The organism is Lentilactobacillus hilgardii, from assembly GCF_009832765.1.
GTDB classification, from domain to species: Bacteria; Bacillota; Bacilli; order Lactobacillales; family Lactobacillaceae; genus Lentilactobacillus; species Lentilactobacillus hilgardii.
This window is the reverse complement of record NZ_CP047121.1, coordinates 1,118,100-1,134,923: the sequence shown is the minus strand read 5'-3', so window position 1 is coordinate 1,134,923 and position 16,824 is coordinate 1,118,100. Positions and strand designations below refer to the sequence as shown.

The window sequence follows — 16,824 nt, the reverse complement described above, 5'->3', positions numbered from 1 at the left end:
GCTCGTCTTGATTAGATACAGCGTATTTTTACTACACTTGGTATCTCAATATTATTTAACTGATTTAATTCTAAAGATTAAGATAGCACCAATCAATTCAATCACAAATGATGCCGGGAAGATTGCTTTGTACCCACCAAGATATGTGACAATCAATGATGCAACAACCGTACCGGAGATTTGTGACAATGTGTTGGCAAGGTTGATGAATCCCATATCTTTACCGGAAGTTTCTGCGTTGGGCAAAACAGCCAAGTTCAAGGCACCATCAACGGCGTTATAAACGCCATTACCAATGGCAGCCAAAACAGCGTATGTCAAAATTGTCCATGGCTTGTTATCAAAAAACGGGAAGAATTGAGCAATACCAATAAGCAAAGTTGAAAGAGCAACCGGCGCCTTTAAACGTCCCATTTTATCAGCAACAGGACCTGAAATGGCCGTAAAAACAACACCAAAGACTAAATTAATCAGTGAAATTTCTGAAAGTGTTTTACCGGCACTTTGTTGCCCCAAGTGCATGTAATCGGTCAAAATATAGAGCATATAAGCAGTTGAAATTGTACCACCCATAACCATCATTAACTTGCCAGCAACGGCGTACCAGTAATCGCGGGCACCTTTAGTTGGCAGTGAAAAATGAAGCCATAAGGATTTAAATGAAAACTTCTCTCTGGGCTCATCCAGATTACTACCTTCATGAGCAAACAAAACATGAATAATTCCCATAACAAACCCGATTGCGGCCATAACATACATACCCATTTTAGGATTACCCAAGAATTGTGCGGCAATCATTGTGACAACTTGAATAGCAGTATAACCGATTCCGTAAAGTGTTGAAATTGTTCCCCGCCATCTAGGCGCAATTCGATCTGCCTCTTGAGCAACCATTGCTGCGGCAACAGCGTTTTCAGCTGCAGCAACGAATCCCCAAATGACCACGATTGCCCAAATATCATGTAAGTTGGCAACCACACAAATCAAACCGGATTCGACAATGGTTCCACCAAGAATCCACGGCTTACGTTTCCCCCAACGGGTTCGGGTAATATCTGATAAACCACCGAATAAAATATTTGCAACAGCGGCCACAATAGATGAAACAGATGCCATTAGCGCAATTGCAGCAATTTTACCGCTTGGATCGATTTGGCTGAAATATTGCGGTAGTAATGTATTACGAACGTTGCTTGCAGGGGCCAACCATACAAACGGCCCCAGTAACATTGCTAAACCAAATAGTTTCGGAAATTTTGGCTGTTCCGCATTTTTAACTTTCGCATTTGTCGGCTCAACCGGTGCTTCTTTCTTCTCTTTATCGTTTTTGTTTGCCATGTAAAATCCCTCCAATAGGATTACAAATTAAATTGTGACGACTTTTCGTGATCATAACCATTGACATTTGTACCAAGACCAACCCGCCAGTTTGGCCTTATTCCAAACTTTATTTAAGTGTAATTGTGACAACACTCTTGGCAGGGAGTTCAAGAAGTAACTTACCATCAACAAGCGTTGCACCTTCAAATTTGGCTTCTTTAACAACATCCGGATTCTCAAATGTATTGTGAGCATCCATTTCTTCAGCAGTTAAGATAGTCGCTGATTCAATTTGGTTGTATGCATTGGCTGCAGTGAAATCAACCGTCTTCTCATCAGTCAAATCATAGTTGGTAATTGAAATCGTTAGCTGACCATTCTTTTGAGAAGCCGTGTAGGTGACATTTTCGGGAACATCGCCGACACCTTCAACCAATTCGGCATTCATGTGCTTTTGATACATATCAAAGACATAGTACGTCGGCGTCTTAATCATCTTGTCACCCTTCGTCAGAATCATTGCTTGAAGCACATTAACCATCTGAGCAATGTTGGCCATGTGAACCCGGTCAGCATGTTTATGGAAGATGTTTAATGTAATGGCGGCAACCATCGCATCCCGAATGGTATTTTGTTGTTGAAGAAAGCCCGGATTGGTTCCTTCGGTGACGTCGTACCAAGTCCCCCACTCATCAATGATTAAATCGACCTTATGATCAGGATCATAGTGATCCATAATGGTTGAGTGTTTCGTAATTAGCTCATCCATATGTTCGGCACGGACCATTGTTGACTGCCATTGGTCTTCAGGAAAATCGGTAGCATCACCTTTGTCCCAGCCCCACTTACCGGTTGGCAACGTATAATAGTGAAGACTAATGCCATCCAGATATTGACCGGCCAATTTCATAACCGTATCTGTCCAGTTATAGTCGGCTTCATTAGGACCACAAGCAACTTTATAAATCGGATGATCCTTATCATATTGTGGTAGGAATGTCTGATATTGACGATAAACATCGGAATAATACTCGGGGCGCATGTTACCGCCGCCACCCCATGACTCGTTGCCGATTCCAAAGAATTTCAGTTTCCAGGGATCCTGCCGGCCATTCTTTTGACGCAGCTTTGACATCGGCGATTCACCGGCCATTGTCATATACTCAACCCATTCAGCCATTTCCTGAACGGTACCGCTTCCAATATTGGCGTTAATGTAAGCATCCGCACCAAGTTGACGTAATAGTTCAAAATACTCATGAGTTCCAAATGAATTATCTTCTGTAACGTCTCCCCAGTTGGTATTGACAATTTTTTTCCGCGTGTCTTTAGGACCAATCCCGTCTTGCCAGTGATACGTATCTGCAAATAAGCCACCGGGCCATCGAAGAACCGGCACGTGAATTTGCTTCAATGCATCAACAACATCGCTTCGCATCCCATTGACATTAGGAATATCGGAATTATTTCCAACATACAAACTGCCGTAGATGCCATGGCCTAAATGTTCTGAAAACTGACCGTAAATATATTTACTAATTTCAGGTCCCTTTTTTTGATTTAATAGTTCAATTGACATCGTATCTAAAACCTTTCCTATTTTGAATAAATAATTGCATACATAATATAAACATTAATGAAATTTGTTAACTTTCACCGGTAGAAGTTTTAACAATCTAAATATAGCGCTTTCATTGGCAAAAGTAAATAACATTTTTACTAAAAGTGAGACTTTATTTCGCTTTATATTAGTAAATATTATCTTACTTGAGTAAAAAACATCTTAACACCTTTCCTTGTTAACAAAAACAATACTTATCATCCGCTAATCCACTTAAAAATGAAAAGTTCTAATTTTTTAATCCAAAAAATCTGTCATAATCAGAATTCCACAACTATTTTGTTAGCTAATAAAAGACATTAGCTTTGTAAAGATATAAAAACATTACTAATATATGGACTTTATCACTCATTAGCAGTAACATACTAGCTAAAATGTTAATTTATTCAATTAAGGATGGATACTCACTATGGATCTCGATATATCTGATAAATCAATTCCCGTATTCGCTGCATTGGACAGTAAGGTGCGGGTTCATATTATTAAATTACTTTCGGAAAAGAAAATGAACGTTTCCGAAATTTCAAAGGCAATCGGCTTAAGCAGCCCAATCACTATTATGCATCTCAATAAACTTCAAGAGGCAAATATTATTAGAACTGAAAAGAAAGGTAATCAACGCATCTCCAGCTTACGTGTTGATACCATCAACGTTTCTTTCCCACAGCAGTTATATATTCCTTATGAGAATTGGGATATCGAATTGCCGATCGGTCAGTTTACTGATTATGATGTTCAGCCTTCATGCGGTTTGGCAGGTCAGGATGGTTTCATAGGCAAAGTCGACAATCCGAGCTACTTTATGGATCCCGAACGGTACAAAGCAGGTATGTTGTGGTTCTCAAAGGGATTTGTAGAATACCAAATTCCGAACTACCTAAAAGACAATCAGCAGCTCGAAATGATTGAGCTTTCGGCCGAGCTTAGTTCTGAATTTCCATTTTCAAACAATAACTGGCCTTCCGACATCACGGTCAGCCTGGATGGTCATGAGATTGGTACGTGGACAAGTCCCGGTGATTTTTCTGATATTCGCGGACGTTACACCCCAAAATGGGTCTATAACGACATGAATCAATACGGTATGCTCAAATCCTTCAGAATCTCTAAACATGGCTCTTTCATTGACGGCCAGCACGCCACCGATACACTTATAACAGATATTGATCCTACTAAAAACTCTTGGACACTTAGGTTTGAGGTTAAAGATACAGCTAAAAACGTTGGTGGTTGTACAATCTTCGGTAAAAAATTCGGTAATCACGATCAAGGCATTAAAGGCATTTTTTATTTTAGTGATATTGAAGATCAGTGATTATCATCGCAATAAAAGCACCTTTGAAAGTGTCTCATGCTCTCAAAGGTGCTTTTATGCAATTATTTTTCTTATTCCTATGGAGTGAACATAGAAAATTTTAGGCGATTGGCCGGACTATCCACACCCGGCCAATCGCTGTTCAAGGGCTACACTGATTGAGTGCGTGGAGATCATCTATTTATATCCTGGTTTTTAATACTCGGAAGGTTTCTTATGATAGGCCTTTAGTCTATCAAAATCAGCATCACTGATCTTTAAAATAGTGCCATGCTTGAATCCATAAGGAAAACTGAATGACTGGTCACTGCGAACAAACTTTCCGGCACTCAACGTTTTTCCAATGAAAGGAACATATCCCTGCCCCTCTGCGCCCGTGCCATAATAATCCAAAAATAACAACCATTGATCCTCAACCCTAACCGCTGTTGGTGCTTCATATTTACCGCGTTGAATCCGGTTCATACCGTCATCAAAATTTGATACTCTTTCAAATGGCCCGGTTGACTGCTGTGATCTTAAAAGAATAATAGTTTCCGGATTAGCTCCGGATTTAACGAACAGGTAGTACCAGCCGTCTTCTTCGTACATAGCTGAATCAATGACTTCACTGTCTGATTTTCGATACAGGAGTTGCGCCTTGGAAAATGTTTTAAAGTCACTTGTTCGACTATAATAAATGGCTTTTGGACCATAGTTGTCCTGCATAGTTGAAGATGACCAATTAACAATGTAATCGTTATTTTGTGAGTCGTAAACAACATCCGGTGCCCACATGACACCAAAATCATTAGCGCCTTCAATACTAATCATTTGTTGGGAACTCCAGTGAATCAGATCGGTAGATTCCCACATAACCAGTTTTTTACTCCCATGCTCACTGATTTCAGTCCAGGAATTGTGATATTGGTTTAACATCCCGTAAGATAGGCTGAGATCCGTTGCCAAAATAATATAGCGGCCATCTTGGGTTTGATTGATCGAAAGGTCTCGGACACCCTTATCACCGTAATAACTCCATAAGACCGGCTGAGCATCATTGACGGTTTCCCATTTGTAACCATCACGACTGATGCCAAAATAAACCTGTTCGCCATCAGGCGTTCTTTTTTCCTTAAAATGAACAAAAAGATAAGCTGACATTTAATTTCCTCCAGAAATCCTTAAAAAATGGATTAATTATTTTATATAATAAAACGCATACACTTTATTCAGTGATATAACGTTGCTTTTTTCGCAAAAGGGTTAATATATCTTTCGTTAGTATGAATATAGCGCTTACAAGGAAATAAGTAAATAGCATTTATATTATTTTATTTAAATTGTTTTTTTGTTAATTAACACTTTTATTACTATGCTTGCTTATTATTTTCTATAACCACCTACTAATTAACAATTATTGTGAATAATTAATTACAGTCTCTTTTTAAACTATTTTTCAAAAGGATTATCATCTTGGTCATCAGTTTTATCATATAAATGATAAATAGCAATCCCAAGAAAATACAAAAGTACGGCAACACGGCTTCTTGAACGGAGAAATACGAATATCGAACGGAAATGGGATGGATCGTCCTCAAAACTGATATATAAGAAGCTTTGAATCACTTATTCTGTAAAACAAATATAAGATAACGTTTACAATAAATAATTGTAAAAGATCCTTATTTGTCAACGTTTTCATAGGCTTTTTCACTTGCAATTAAATTAAATATGTTTAGAATGATAATTGTAATTGAGATAGGGAATGAGTGTCTAACATATTAGTTGACCAATTCTCAATTTGTGACAACCTAGTGATAAGATATGAAAGGAAGTACTACGATGACAAATACAACTGATTGGAAAGCAGCACTTAACTCAAAAGAAGATTTCAAAAACTTTATTACCGATTACTTTGCAAAACATGAAGAACTGACTGGTAATTATGAAAACACGTCATATTACGAATACTATACCGTTCGTTTGGACAGTAAAGCCGGTTTGATCATTACCCTTACCACAGGTATCAATACCACTGGTAACTTGGGTGTCAGCCCCGTACCATTCAAGGACGTTGAAAGGCTTTCAGTTGAACAATTCCGTCAACTGATTCTTAACAAGAAATTCGCCGATATGCACACTTCACTGGCAGATGTCTTCAAGACCGTTGCCGGTGTGCCGGATGCAATGAAAGAATAGTTAGCTCCTAATAAAATAACTGTTTCAAAAAAGGATTAGCATCAGAACCTGTTTAAGTCTTCAAACAGGTTCTAACACTAATCCTTTTTTTGGTCCCATCTCGGAAAAAATCATTTCAAGAATTTTAATCAGTCTACCGAAAAGGAGCCAAAAGAAAGCCATGTTAAGCACTCATTCCTATTGATGCGTTTTATCGTCAACATAATGATAAATCTTTCGTTGAACCAGGTACTGATCTTTTTCCTGAACGATAAATAAAGGTGAACTTTCCTCGACAACATTACTGAACTCCAGGCCGTACCATGATGTTGGTGACGCCGTGATGTTTTGCAAATAAATTCGACCACTGATCAACCGTTTATCCAATGACCCGATCTGATCATTCGCAACCAAATCTGCCGGTTGTTCATTAATAATAACAAACTTAAAATCACCGACTTTACGTTTCCGTTGAGTGGAATATTTTGGTACCTGGGGCTCTAAAATTCCTTGATCAACCAAATGATCCACAATTTGATGCAGATAGACGCTGACCGATTGAGATTTACGAAAGCCCAAATACAATTGGACATTAACGATATTATTTGTGCCAAGCATATCAACCGTATAGTTGCTTTCGTACGGCACATTGGTTTCGTTTACCGTCACAAACCAATACACTTTGGCCCGCTTTGGTTCCTGATCCAAAATCGAATACATGGTACTGCGTTTAATCTGATAATCGCCCTTAATTTTAGTCATGTACACCAGATTGGTTGTAAAAAGCGGGACGTCTTCATCTTTGCTGAGTTCTTTAAGTTGATCACGATAATCCAAAAGTGAGACATATTCACTTTCCCGTTCGTAATGTTCACGGCGCTTATTACCGAAATACCATACCCACATAATGTACAAAATAGCCAACATAATCGTTAATGTGACATAGCCGCCATGGATGAATTTAACCAGGCTGGCAATCAGAAAAATGGCTTCAATCATGCCAAAGAATAAAGCGATTGTCAGTGCAATCCCTTTCCTAAGGGATCCTTTCAGGAATTCATACAATAGTACGGTCGTCATGAGCATTGTGATCGTAATCGCCAAACCATATGCCGCTTCCATCTTCTGGGAATTGCCAAAATACCAGACAACTGCCAGCGTCACGATACACAAAAGCCAGTTAACATTTGAAATGTAAATTTGGTTTTTAACATTACTTGGATGCTTCACGATCAATCTGGGCAAAAACTTTAATCCGATTGCTTCGTCAACCAGCGTATATGATCCGGTAATCAATGCTTGAGACGCAATAATAGCAGCCAACGTTGCAATCACAATGCCAAACAATCGCCAGTTACCCGGCAGCATTTCGTAAAACGGATTCAGATCGGACAGATTCCGGTAAGCAGCATCATTGGCATGATTAATCACCCAAGCGCCCTGTCCCAAGTAGTTTAAAAATAAGGCTGCATACACTAATGGCCATGTCGCATAGATATTCTTTCGACCAACGTGACCCATATCGGAATAGAGGGCCTCGGCACCGGTTGTGGCCAGAAAAATGCTACCAAGAATAAAGATACCGACTTTGTTGACAGGACTGAAAAGAATTTCAATTGCGTAGTATGGCGACAAGGCTTTCAGCACCATTGGGTAGTCTAACAAATTGATCACCCCGAAGACCGACAGAAAGCCAAACCACAAGACCATAACCGGACCAAATGATTGACCGATTGTCCCGGTACCGAAACGCTGAATCACAAATAATAAAAGCAGGACAACAGTTGTTATCAGCAACACATCATGTTGAGAATTGCTGAATGTCACTGGTCCCAGATGTTGATTCTTCAGACCTTCGATCGCTGACGTCACGGTCACGGCCGGAGTCAACGTCCCATCGGCCAAAATAGCAGCTCCACCAATTAACGCCGGAAAAATCAACCATTTTGCATTCTTCCGTACTAATGCGTAAAGGGCAAAAATACCGCCTTCATGATTATTATCCGCCCGCATTGCGATAATCACGTACTTTAACGTTGTAATGATCATCAATGTCCAAAAAATCAATGAAATAGATCCAATGACATAGTCCGGGGAAATGTTACCCATTTTTCCGGCATCACCAATCAATGCGTTCATTACATACAATGGTGATGTTCCAATATCACCATAAACGATTCCTAAAGTAACCAGCATCCCCGCAAACGAGACACGTTCCAGCTGCTTGTTCATGTTCAGTGGCCTCCAACATTTTCCAAAAATTAATACTGATGAATTGTATGCCAAAAAAGCAAATAAAGCAACCCCGTTGATTAAATAATTAATCACTTTCTAACCGAAGCTTGGACGCTGATGTCGAACCATGTGTTGAGTCACTCTTTTGAATATAACCTAATTGATTAAGACCAATTTGATAAAAAAGGCTTAACCTAAAGACAACCCTTAGGCTAAGCAATTTTTAAAACTATTTAACAACTGATATTAATTAATGATCTTTTTATTCGGATCCAGCCAATTAATCACGATCACAATCAGCAAAATCAAAACAACAGAAACGAAAACCGCATGTAATGCCATTAAAATAATTGGATCTGCCATTGCCCGATTAGCCACCTCATGCGTGTGGTTTGAGCTGATCACACCATTAACCTGTGAAAAGGTTATGCCGTCATGTAGATTCAGTCGAATCATCAAATTTAAAATTGCGCCATAGACACCAGCCATGACGGTTTGGCCCAATGACCGCCCCAAAGTTAAAATTGAGGTGGCCGAACCAACCATTGTCGGCGGAACCAAATGTTGACTGAGGATCGTATTCATACTGATCACAATGCCCATCCCGGTGCCGTTAACCATCGCAATCACATAGAATGCCCAAACCGGAAACGACTGACCTGCAACTATCAACTCGACATATCCCAATAGCATCAAGATAATCAGGACAATTGCAATCCGTTTTGGCACGTATTTGGCAAGTAAGGGACCGACGAAGAAGGAGGCAATTAACCACATAACCGAACTAGACGTGACAACCAACCCCGCTGTCGTGGCGGAAACCCGGTAAAGCGACTGCAGCCAAATCGGGAAATAAACCTGATAGCCAATCAGAACCCCGCTTAATATCGTTGCGGTGATAATTTGAATGCTAAAGGTCGCCGAACGAAACATTTTTGGTGATAACAACGGATTTGAAAAATGCCGTTCCCGTCTGACTAACAGCCATAGGCTAACCGCAGCAATGATAAACAGTCCCAGCGCCATCACAGGCTGATTATCCAAAACCTGGATAGCTAACAGTAAGCCGACTAAACAGACCGCAAGCCAAAGGATACCGAACCAGTCAATTGTCAATTTCTTCCGTAACTTAACTTTTTCATGGTAGCCAAACCAGACGAATAGCATAACCACAATGCCCAACGGTACATTAACAAAGAAAACCCAGTGCCAAGATAACTGATCAACCAGAAAGCCGCCGATCAACGGTCCAACCAACGCTGATAACCCCCACGCCGTGTTATTAAAGGCCAACACCGTGGCGCGTTCTTTAAAACTAAAATTATCCGCAATAATGGTAAACGTCAGTGGCATGACTGCGCCTGCACCAATTCCTTGAAGCGCCCGAGAGATAATTAATAATAAAATAGATGGTGATAACCCGCTTAACAAAGACCCCACGGTAAAGACAAAGACACCCCATTGAAAAATGTTTCGTCGACCCATCATATCAGCCAATTTGCCATAAATCGGCGTTGTAATGGCCGTTGTGAGCAAATACGCACTCATAATCCAGCTTTGAAAAGCCAGCCCGTGTAATTCACTGATGATGGCCGGCAAAGCTGTCGTCACAATGGTCACTTCAACCGATGTCATGAACGTAGCGATAAAAACCGCTGTCATAATGATCCACCGTTTATTAGGACCTTGCTGCTTATCCAATGTTTCTGTTTTGTGATTCATAAACCCGAATCCCTTCTCTCAAAATTGTTCACATAGAAAAGTCTACCATTATCAGATAAAATGAGAACAGACAATCAATTAGACAGGAGCTTTTAAGATGAAAATAACTTTTGATCACGCCCAACCACAAGCATTATCCGACATCATGCGGATTGAACATACCGGCTTTTCAGACGCTGAAGCTGCCACTACCGAAGCTATGAAAGACCGAATCCAACTTTACCCGGATACATTTATCGTTGCCAAGAATGATCAAGGCCAAGTCGTCGGCTACATTGTGGGACCTTCCTTTGGTCAACGTTACTTAACCGACGAGCTTTATGAAAAGGCGAGACCAAACAATCCAAGTGAAAGCTATCAAACAGTGCTCAGTTTGGTGGTTGACCCTTCATATCAACATAACGGCATTGCCGGTCAATTGCTGGATGAATTGGCAAAAGTAGCTAGAAAACAAGGACGGACCGCCATTAGCCTCACCTGTTTAAAGAAATTGATTCCTTTCTATGAAAGCCACGGCTACAAAAACGAAGGCGTGGCGGATTCCGATCACGCTGATGAAATTTGGTATAATATGGTGCTTACCTTATAGAAAGCATCATGATGATGCTTCACACCCGTATTCGGATCAATTCAGCAGAGCTACCTCAACCCCACATATCCGGTTCGATCAATCAATTGTTGGCCGTCCCTGCCTTGTACCCAACGAATCAACCGTTGGGTATTTTTAGTCTGATGGCATCTGCTAATCGCATAAATTTTAGCAATAAACGGATAACTGCCATGACGAATAGTCGTCATATTTGGCGTAATCCCATTAACCTTCAATAATTTTATGTTCTTATTTCGCTTCATTTTTGTCGTATAGAATCGAAACGAATAGCCGAGTGCGTTGGTACGATTGTTGTATCCGGCTACGTCATCAATAATGCCACCCATGCCGTCAACTTCCTGATATTTCAATGGTTTAGCTAATTGATGATTGCGCATGACCAGCTTCTCCATGGCCGTTTGGCTGCCGGAGTTTTCTGCCCTTTGAAACGGCAAAATGGTTTCAAAACGACCACCTACGCTTGACCAAAAAATGGTCTTTCGTTGATAGATTGATTGAATCTGTTTGACGGAAAGACTGTTCACCGGATTCTTTTTGTTAACGAAAAACACAAATGCTTCACTGCCAATCTGAGTCAGCTTCAACTTAACGTCGGCCCTTTTGGCAGCTGCTAATTGTTTTGTGGACGGCTGAGCCATAAAGACGACGTCAGCTTTTTTATGAATCAGTCGATCAAAGGCCTGTGGGGTTGTTCCTACCCGAACTATTTTAGCGGCCTGCTTTGCCGTCATCCCCTTATACAATGTCTGTGCGATCGCTGAATAAATGGGATACGCAGCCGTAGCCCCATCCAAACGGGGATAGTGACTGACAAATCGCAAGTTTGTTGAATGGCCCAAACTCGCCAGATGTGACTTTTTCATAAACGGTCGAAACTGTTTTAAATTAAGTTCACTGGAAGTATCGCTATATGTATGAACGTATCGCAAATTTTTGGCAAATTGTTGGTAAAGCGGCAGTAAGCTAATCAAACAGAGCCCAATTAACCAAGTCATCTGCCTCTTTCCCAGTTTTGGAAATTGTCCAACCACACTTTGGTAGTAAACAGCACCCAATACCCCTGACCAAAATGTCCCGATAATCAACCATGGGAAAAGGTCATACATTAAAAAAGCACCGGCTATCAGACTGGATAAGTTGTATGGAAAGGCAAATGCAATTAACGGATACTCCGACATAGCAACGTAATTGTAACGATAGACAATCATAATAAGCGAAAAAATACCCAGGTAATAGATCAAAGAAATGATCATTGCTTTTATTTCATTTGAAAAGTTGGTGATTTGATATTTCTTATTGTACCGATACCAATAAATCCCGTTCAGCAATAATGCCGGTATCATTGCCCACCACCAGCCGAGTCCAAAAACACCAATGAATCCGACAATTAACGGTGAAACAATCAGACTTCTGAATAACTGCCACCAGAACCCCTTTCGGTCATGACGCTTCCTATTTTTCAACGTTCAAACTCCCCCTCATATTGAGATCATTCTATATATAATCACTATAAATTCTAATGATGAAAATTTCATAATAAACAGGAACCTTTGATGGCGATTTCTTGAACCGGTTCTTAGATGGTGTTATGATTCCAATAACTTATAACGGACTATATGTAAGGAGCTATCATTTGATAATGAAGAAGAAACGTTTACTTGCCAGTTTATTGGCATCCCTGACAGTCGCCACCGCACTGCCATTTTCGCTTGGATCCCATTTCCAAACACAGGCTTACGCCAAAACAACCGCAAAAAAGACTGTTATCTCACGGATTCAAAAGACACCCGATCTAAATCCGACAAGCAGCGTCCGCTCATTTTCCAAAGCGACTTACAGTCAATACAAAACAACATTCAACAAGGAATATAATGTTGATTTAATGAGCAAGCCGTCTGTCTTTAACCATCATCAAGCGTTGGTTTACACTGCCTCTCCCCAGCTTCGTAAATACTTGTCTGTCTCGATGAAAACCTGGAATCAAGCTTTGGGGACAACCGTTTTTAAAACCGGAACGAGCACCAACTACACGATCAGAGTCGGCTTTGGAACGGGTGGTCAAAATGGCAGTCTGTGGGATGGCCTGTACAGGACCAATAAACTTTGGGTCAATAAATCCCACTTCAATAGCAACAGTTACATCTTGACCGTACTTGAAGCCGTTAGCGGAAAAAAGGTATCCAAACCAAAGACCGCCGCTGACAAAGCTGCCTACGATAAGTATTACCGCGGCTTCTGGGAAGCAACGATCACCCATGAACTCGGCCACAGCTTGGGGCTGGATCACACACCTTATCTGGACGATATTATGTACGCTCAGTCAGGCGAAAGTGCCGGCAGTATTAAATATTCCTGGACGACGTCTAAAACCGGCAATGGTTCTTTCGCGGGATTTACCAACAAATTATCGAACCGGGATATTAATAGAGCTAAATTAACGAAATTATTGGGATATTGGTGATCAGCTTAAATGCCCTATTAAACGAGGTCGGAAAAATCCGACCTCGTTTTTGATTGTTTATATTTTTAAAGAAAACCTGTTAAACAAAGATTAATACTCCAAACACTTAAACTTTTTCACAAAAAGATCAACCTCTATTCACACTATATTTACAAAATACTCAAACTTTAGACATATTTTTGGTGTGTACTGGTTAGCAAGGAGTTTTGAATATGACTATTTATCTTTATATTCTTTTAATGATCGGCATACCATTGATATTTGCGCTATCGCTTAACTTAATAGGCGATAAGTTAATTAAGAATCAAGACAGCAAAAAAATGTATATTAAATCCACGAGAGTATTCGGACCAATAGCTGTTGTCATGTACGTTATTTTTTTCCTAATGGCAGTTCATCTCAAATGACCAAAAGAAATCCCTTTCTCAGGCGATACATTTAAAAAAATCCTGTAAGATCAGTGTAAAATCATCGATCCTTACAGGACTTTTATTTTTATATTGAAACGCGTCTATTTATATTTGCGACCATTATTTCTGCTTATAATCTTAAAGATTTGTGAATCGACTCCGAAAAATAAAATAGACACTGAGTACAATACTCAGCGGCATAACGATCAAATCCAACAAAAAGTTTTTCAACCACTTTGCGAAGAACCACAAATAATGACCATCACTTGAATAAGCCAATGTTCTCAAATTTGATTCGGGCATCCGTGCCGTCGCCAGATACCGGTCACGATATTGATTAACATTTGTGGTTAACCGCGATTTTCTGTTCGAAAATAACTGCCATTGATAAAGGCGATGCAGGCGATACCTGACATATGGATAAACCGTGATAAAGCTTAGGAGTACCAGATCCACATACCAATTAAAATTAATATGAAATGCCGATACGCTAAAGTTAGTTACGTTAAAAAATAAAATGAGCAAGACACTTAGCGTTCCCCTTTCAAGGCCACGAATCTCATAAGCCATTGTCATCTAACTGCCTCCCATCCTCACTGTTTCCAATTAGGTCCTTCAAACTTTTAACTGGTTTCCATTATAAAGACAATCGCTTAAAATTAAAGGGCCTCTCAGAAATATGTCGTATTTCTGAGAAAATGTCTTTAATTTTAGCCATAATTCGCTATACTTTTGACCATAGGCAAGTTTTCAAAAACTGGAGGGACAAAACAATGATCTATAGAAAGACAGGCCGCTTCATCTGCCAATCTCTAATCATGATCGGGTTACTCTACTTCTTCAATGCAGATGGTAGGATGCGGTTCGTGTTTAATTTTAACTGGTTCAATGTATGGCTTTTTTGTTCATGGGTTTCTCAGTTGTTCTTAGTTAATCGCAAAACATTTTATTTAACCAGTCAATCACTGCCGACAAAGGGACTATCAGAATTAAAATCAGAAAGAATCAGAAAACGATCTCCTAAAGATGAATGGGGATTCATCAATCGACGAAAAGAACGCTTATCGCAGTGGCAATTCATGATGCAGCTCCACGATGACCAGTGGGGGCTCGTCATCAACATCAGTCTGAGTTTGCTTTATGCACTACTGGGGCCCTTGATTGCAGGACTCTTTTTTCTGAAAGACCGGTATATAACTTCAAAATACCCACATGCACAATAAAATGACACTAAAAGTCTTTCAGCTCGACTTCTAATGCCATTCATTGATTTTCAGTAAGTTGTACTGTCCATATCTGCTTGAGATTCCTGTTGCTTGACATAATCGATAGTCAGCAAAATAGCGACCACTAAATGGGTGAATTGATCGTCTTTCACGTCAATTTATAGAAATGATAACCCCGAATGCCAGCGAACGTTCTTGTCAAAACCAATCATAAATGCCAATCCGATCAACAAAACAGGCGTCCAAACAATAAAAAATGCGCCCCATGGCGACCCACTTCCGGTCATGACTTCAGATGAGATGGTTGGCTGCCAGTCAATAAAGAAATGGATGATCATCACCCAAACAAGCGAATTAGTCGTTAATCTGATTGCGACAAAAAGGATGCCCAAAACAAATGCATAGATGGCTTGTTGAAGTGTGGTCATTAAGGCTTGACCGGCAAGTAAGTTAAATAAATGCAGTAACCCAAAACAACCGCCTGAAACCACCGCCGCCCACGTATAACGGTACTTATTTCGTTCAAATGCTTGCGCGAAAGCCGACAGTAACAGCCCCCGACAGGTAAACTCTTCAAGAACTCCGGCCGATAATGCAACTAATGTATTTGCAATAAACAGATTTGAATGGACCATTGCCAACAGCCGATATGGAAAGCCACTTACGAGCAACAGTAATATTAATAACACACCAATAACCGTTATCATTATTTTAAGAAAAAGGTTTAATGGCGGCACCGATTTTAAAAGCCGATTGCCTCCCAATCCATAGTAGGCAATGCCACCCGCGATAACAGCGTATGTAAACCTGACAACTGCTCGAAGATAAATCGCCGTCTCACTGTGACCGGAAAACAGTATCGCTCTGGAAACAAAGCTGATACCAAATAATAATCCAAATAAAATGACAGCGGAAATAAGAAGCTTCTGCCAAGACCAACGTGTTTGTATCAAATTATCCCTACTTTCTTAATGCATACTGACAGGGTATCATATTTTAGCCCCTGAATAAATTTTGTGTTTTTTAAATCAATTTGGCTTTAACGGTTTTAACTTGTTATAATGCCAGTGTAAGCCACTCAAACGGAGATGATTTATTTTGATGAACTCGAATTTAAAACGATTAATCAATCCAAAATTTATGAAGTCGTTTGCCATTATGTACTTGGTGGGTGTCACTATGATGATTCTTTTCTCACCTGTGATTTTGACAATGGCTCACTTCTATGAACAAATCGGCTATGGTATCCTGCTTGTGTTACTGCCATTGGGGTGGTTCCACATATTTTTCAATAAAGATTACGCAACCACCCGACTGCTTAAACTGACAGATACCTTACACTTTGTCGTATTGGCATACGGCATCCTTTATATTGCGTTTGTCCTGTCGATAAACTTTTTATTTTAAGTAAGGTTATCAAACTCAAACGGTGGGGCAATAACGCCACTCAAAGAATTAGAACCGCTCAATTAGAGTTGTATCCGTTATTTTAAATAAGGTTCGTTTAAAAAGCGATTCAGTTTTCCTGGATTAATGTCAGGAAAACTGAATCGCTCTTTTATGTCTAAAAATCAACCTTTCTTAAACTGCTGTCACCTTTACTGATCCCCCATCCCTATCCCTTCTTATTTGAATAAAATCCGTTTATAAGCTTTAGTTTTATCAAAAAAGGTTGCATTAAAATTTGATTAAAGTATAATTAATGAAAATGTTACATATTCTAACATCAGTTTACCGTTTTCTA

Annotated in this window: 14 protein-coding genes; 6 read left to right on the top strand and 8 right to left on the bottom strand. The window is 39.9% G+C overall.

The window, feature by feature from the left end; genetic code table 11:
- Window positions 1–51 precede the first annotated feature (51 nt).
- Both GQR93_RS05130 and GQR93_RS05125 read right to left on the bottom strand, forming a co-directional pair.
- Entirely contained in the window at window positions 52–1,338 is a 1,287-nt protein-coding gene (locus GQR93_RS05130; protein ID WP_159298712.1) for an MFS transporter, read from the bottom strand.
- A 109-nt stretch (window positions 1,339–1,447) separates the two neighbouring features.
- A complete protein-coding gene (locus tag GQR93_RS05125) occupies window positions 1,448–2,899 on the bottom strand; it encodes an alpha-N-arabinofuranosidase (protein ID WP_003552984.1) in 1,452 nt (483 codons plus the stop codon).
- 451 nt (window positions 2,900–3,350) lie between these two features.
- Between GQR93_RS05125 and GQR93_RS05120 the strand changes: the two genes are divergently transcribed.
- On the top strand, window positions 3,351–4,256 hold the full coding sequence (locus GQR93_RS05120) for an ArsR/SmtB family transcription factor (RefSeq protein ID WP_003552982.1): 906 nt from the start codon (window positions 3,351–3,353) through the stop codon (window positions 4,254–4,256).
- Window positions 4,257–4,451: 195 nt separating this feature from the next.
- On the opposite strand, the gene GQR93_RS05115 is transcribed toward GQR93_RS05120, so the two are convergent.
- The gene (locus GQR93_RS05115; protein ID WP_003552980.1) at window positions 4,452–5,399 is read right to left on the bottom strand and encodes a glycoside hydrolase family 43 protein; all 948 of its coding nucleotides are present in this window, start codon (window positions 5,397–5,399) and stop codon (window positions 4,452–4,454) included.
- 681 nt (window positions 5,400–6,080) lie between these two features.
- On the opposite strand from GQR93_RS05115, the gene GQR93_RS05110 reads away from it, so the two are divergent.
- Window positions 6,081–6,437, top strand: coding sequence for a hypothetical protein (locus tag GQR93_RS05110; protein WP_035444406.1), 357 nt, complete (start codon window positions 6,081–6,083; stop codon window positions 6,435–6,437).
- A gap of 177 nt (window positions 6,438–6,614) precedes the next feature.
- On the opposite strand, the gene GQR93_RS05105 is transcribed toward GQR93_RS05110, so the two are convergent.
- Together GQR93_RS05105 and GQR93_RS05100 are read right to left on the bottom strand one after the other, a co-directional pair.
- Complete coding sequence (locus GQR93_RS05105; RefSeq protein WP_003552968.1) at window positions 6,615–8,648, bottom strand: KUP/HAK/KT family potassium transporter; 2,034 nt, start codon at window positions 8,646–8,648, stop codon at window positions 6,615–6,617.
- 249 nt (window positions 8,649–8,897) lie between these two features.
- Window positions 8,898–10,373 (bottom strand): MFS transporter, encoded by a 1,476-nt coding sequence (locus GQR93_RS05100; protein WP_003552967.1) that lies wholly within the window; start codon window positions 10,371–10,373, stop codon window positions 8,898–8,900.
- 97 nt (window positions 10,374–10,470) lie between these two features.
- Here GQR93_RS05100 and GQR93_RS05095 point away from each other — a divergent pair, with 97 nt between their 5' ends.
- Entirely contained in the window at window positions 10,471–10,962 is a 492-nt protein-coding gene (locus GQR93_RS05095) for a GNAT family N-acetyltransferase (protein WP_003552960.1), read from the top strand.
- 50 nt (window positions 10,963–11,012) lie between these two features.
- Here the strand turns inward: GQR93_RS05095 and GQR93_RS05090 are convergent, their stop codons facing one another.
- Window positions 11,013–12,446 (bottom strand): PstS family phosphate ABC transporter substrate-binding protein, encoded by a 1,434-nt coding sequence (locus tag GQR93_RS05090; protein WP_003552959.1) that lies wholly within the window; start codon window positions 12,444–12,446, stop codon window positions 11,013–11,015.
- A gap of 176 nt (window positions 12,447–12,622) precedes the next feature.
- Between GQR93_RS05090 and GQR93_RS05085 the strand changes: the two genes are divergently transcribed.
- On the top strand, window positions 12,623–13,444 hold the full coding sequence (locus tag GQR93_RS05085; protein WP_003552949.1) for a matrixin family metalloprotease: 822 nt from the start codon (window positions 12,623–12,625) through the stop codon (window positions 13,442–13,444).
- 548 nt (window positions 13,445–13,992) lie between these two features.
- Here GQR93_RS05085 and GQR93_RS05080 read toward each other — a convergent pair.
- Window positions 13,993–14,430, bottom strand: a complete 438-nt coding sequence (locus GQR93_RS05080) for a hypothetical protein (protein ID WP_003552945.1) — start codon at window positions 14,428–14,430, stop codon at window positions 13,993–13,995.
- Window positions 14,431–14,627: 197 nt separating this feature from the next.
- Here GQR93_RS05080 and GQR93_RS05075 point away from each other — a divergent pair, with 197 nt between their 5' ends.
- Window positions 14,628–15,077 (top strand): hypothetical protein, encoded by a 450-nt coding sequence (locus GQR93_RS05075; protein ID WP_225430407.1) that lies wholly within the window; start codon window positions 14,628–14,630, stop codon window positions 15,075–15,077.
- 161 nt (window positions 15,078–15,238) lie between these two features.
- On the opposite strand, the gene GQR93_RS05070 is transcribed toward GQR93_RS05075, so the two are convergent.
- Window positions 15,239–16,033, bottom strand: a complete 795-nt coding sequence (locus GQR93_RS05070; RefSeq protein ID WP_003552941.1) for a CPBP family intramembrane glutamic endopeptidase — start codon at window positions 16,031–16,033, stop codon at window positions 15,239–15,241.
- 148 nt (window positions 16,034–16,181) lie between these two features.
- Between GQR93_RS05070 and GQR93_RS05065 the strand changes: the two genes are divergently transcribed.
- Window positions 16,182–16,487, top strand: a complete 306-nt coding sequence (locus GQR93_RS05065; RefSeq protein ID WP_003552940.1) for a hypothetical protein — start codon at window positions 16,182–16,184, stop codon at window positions 16,485–16,487.
- Window positions 16,488–16,824: the final 337 nt, after the last annotated feature.

What these genes read in the sequence shown, in the direction of transcription:
- GQR93_RS05115 (WP_003552980.1), bottom strand. Translation starts at nt 5,399, where the DNA reads ATGTCAGCTTATCTTTTTGTTCATTTTAAGGAAAAAAGAACGCCTGAT.
- GQR93_RS05130 (WP_159298712.1), bottom strand. Translation starts at nt 1,338, where the DNA reads ATGGCAAACAAAAACGATAAAGAGAAGAAAGAAGCACCGGTTGAGCCG.
- GQR93_RS05095 (WP_003552960.1), top strand. Translation starts at nt 10,471, where the DNA reads ATGAAAATAACTTTTGATCACGCCCAACCACAAGCATTATCCGACATC.
- GQR93_RS05075 (WP_225430407.1), top strand. Translation starts at nt 14,628, where the DNA reads ATGATCTATAGAAAGACAGGCCGCTTCATCTGCCAATCTCTAATCATG.
- GQR93_RS05105 (WP_003552968.1), bottom strand. Translation starts at nt 8,648, where the DNA reads ATGAACAAGCAGCTGGAACGTGTCTCGTTTGCGGGGATGCTGGTTACT.
- GQR93_RS05120 (WP_003552982.1), top strand. Translation starts at nt 3,351, where the DNA reads ATGGATCTCGATATATCTGATAAATCAATTCCCGTATTCGCTGCATTG.
- GQR93_RS05080 (WP_003552945.1), bottom strand. Translation starts at nt 14,430, where the DNA reads ATGACAATGGCTTATGAGATTCGTGGCCTTGAAAGGGGAACGCTAAGT.
- GQR93_RS05085 (WP_003552949.1), top strand. Translation starts at nt 12,623, where the DNA reads ATGAAGAAGAAACGTTTACTTGCCAGTTTATTGGCATCCCTGACAGTC.
- GQR93_RS05110 (WP_035444406.1), top strand. Translation starts at nt 6,081, where the DNA reads ATGACAAATACAACTGATTGGAAAGCAGCACTTAACTCAAAAGAAGAT.
- GQR93_RS05100 (WP_003552967.1), bottom strand. Translation starts at nt 10,373, where the DNA reads ATGAATCACAAAACAGAAACATTGGATAAGCAGCAAGGTCCTAATAAA.
- GQR93_RS05065 (WP_003552940.1), top strand. Translation starts at nt 16,182, where the DNA reads ATGAACTCGAATTTAAAACGATTAATCAATCCAAAATTTATGAAGTCG.
- GQR93_RS05125 (WP_003552984.1), bottom strand. Translation starts at nt 2,899, where the DNA reads ATGTCAATTGAACTATTAAATCAAAAAAAGGGACCTGAAATTAGTAAA.